General features: G+C 76.4%; 2 protein-coding genes. Both read left to right on the top strand.

What is annotated here, in order from left to right; translation table 11 throughout:
* Positions 1 to 526, top strand: a 526-nt coding sequence (locus VGR37_24755; protein ID HEV2150632.1) for a hypothetical protein, incomplete at its 5' end; no start/stop codon positions are given.
* A gap of 192 nt (positions 527 to 718) precedes the next feature.
* On the top strand, positions 719 to 1,621 hold a 903-nt coding region (xseA, locus tag VGR37_24750), incomplete at its 3' end, for an exodeoxyribonuclease VII large subunit (GenBank protein HEV2150631.1).

Below are 1,621 nucleotides of genomic sequence, written 5' to 3'. Positions count from 1 at the left end.
GGTGGTGACCGACACCTCGTCGCACGTGGTCGTCACGGGAATGGACTGGCTCGGCCCGCAGATGGCGCTCGCCGGCGTGCAGGGGCCGCGCTTCGCCCCGCGCGGGCCGGGGCTGGGGCGCCCCGCGGAGCGCCCGGCCCTCCCCCCCTCGCCGGTCCGGGCCACGCCGGCCGGTGCGGAGGGCGAGGTGCGCACGGTCCGCCTCGCCATCACCCCGGGGAGCTGGTTCTCGGTGAACGTGCGGATCCCGGCGGACCGGCTCGCCGGCTGGTCGTTCAGCGACACCCTCCCCCCGCTCCCGGCGCAGGCCCCCGCGGCGGGGCAGGCCTACACCCTGCGCGCCTACCCCTCCGGGCAGGGGTGGGAGGGCACGCTGCGCATCCGCGGCGCGGAGCCGGTGACGGTGGAGGTCCAGGACGTGTACGCCCCCGGCGGCTCTCCCGCCGTCGACGAGGTGGTCCGGCAGCTCCCGGACTGGGTTACGCCCACTCCCACCCTCGTTCGCCGGACCGCGCTGACGTTCTGATCCGACGGCCCGAGGCCCCTCCCCCGCCCCCCGGGGGAGGGGCCTTTTTCGTTGGGCGGCCCGCCGCCGGGGGCTCCTCCGCGCGTCCACGCTGTCCGTCCTCCGTCCACTCCCGCATCGTCCGTCTTCCGGGATCTCCCTCCCCAGGGTTAGCTTACAGGCGCTAGGCAACCGCTCCCCGTGCCCGCGCCCATGGCAACTTCCCGGCTCGCCGTCCCCACGGCCCCGGCGGCACAGCCCGCCGCCGCGCCCGCCCCGCGCAAGGTGTTCAGCGTCTGGCGTGTGGTCAGCCGCGCGGACGAGGTGATCCGGCAGGCCGCGGGGTCGGTGTGGGTGCGGGGCGAGGTCTCCGGGTGGAAGCGGCACCGCTCCGGCCACTGCTACTTCACCCTCAAGGACGACCGCGCGGAGCTGTGCTGCACCCTCTGGGCGAGCACCGCCCGCCACCTCCCCGCGCTCCCGGAGGATGGGATGCAGGTGGAGGTGCAGGGTCAGCTGGGGATCTTCGTGCGGCGCGGGCAGTTCCAGCTCGACGTGCAGCGGGTGGAGACCACCCGCGCCGGGGGGCTCTGGCAGGTGGCCAAGGACCGGCTGCTGGCCGCCCTCCGCGAGGAGGGGCTGCTGGACGAGGACCGCAAGCGCCCGCTCCCGGCGTGGCCGGAGCGGGTGGGGGTGGTGACCTCGGCGCAGAGCGCCGCGCTGCACGACATGCACCGCACCATGCGCCGCAAGGCGTGGTGGGTGCCCATGCTGGTGTCGCACTGCCCGGTGGAGGGCGCGGACGCCGCGCCGGAGATCGCCGCCGCGATCCGGCGCTTCGGCACCCGGCGCGAGGAGTGCCCGGTGGACGTGGTGATCGTGGCGCGGGGCGGGGGGAGCATGGAGTCGCTCTGGGCCTTCAACATGGAGCCGGTGGCGCGCGCCATCGCCGCCTGCCCGGTGCCGGTGATCTCCGCGGTGGGGCACGAGACCGACTACACCGTGGCCGACCTGGTGGCGGACGTCCGCGCCGCCACCCCCACCGCGGGCGCGGACCGCGCCGTCCCGGAGGGGCGCGAGGTCGCCGCGCTGGTGGCAGCCTTCGCGGAGGAGGGC

This window comes from Longimicrobiaceae bacterium (genome assembly GCA_035936415.1).
Lineage (GTDB): Bacteria > Gemmatimonadota > Gemmatimonadetes > Longimicrobiales > Longimicrobiaceae > JAFAYN01.
Note: the sequence above shows the minus strand (reverse complement) of the source record. Positions and strands in the feature narration are given on the sequence as shown.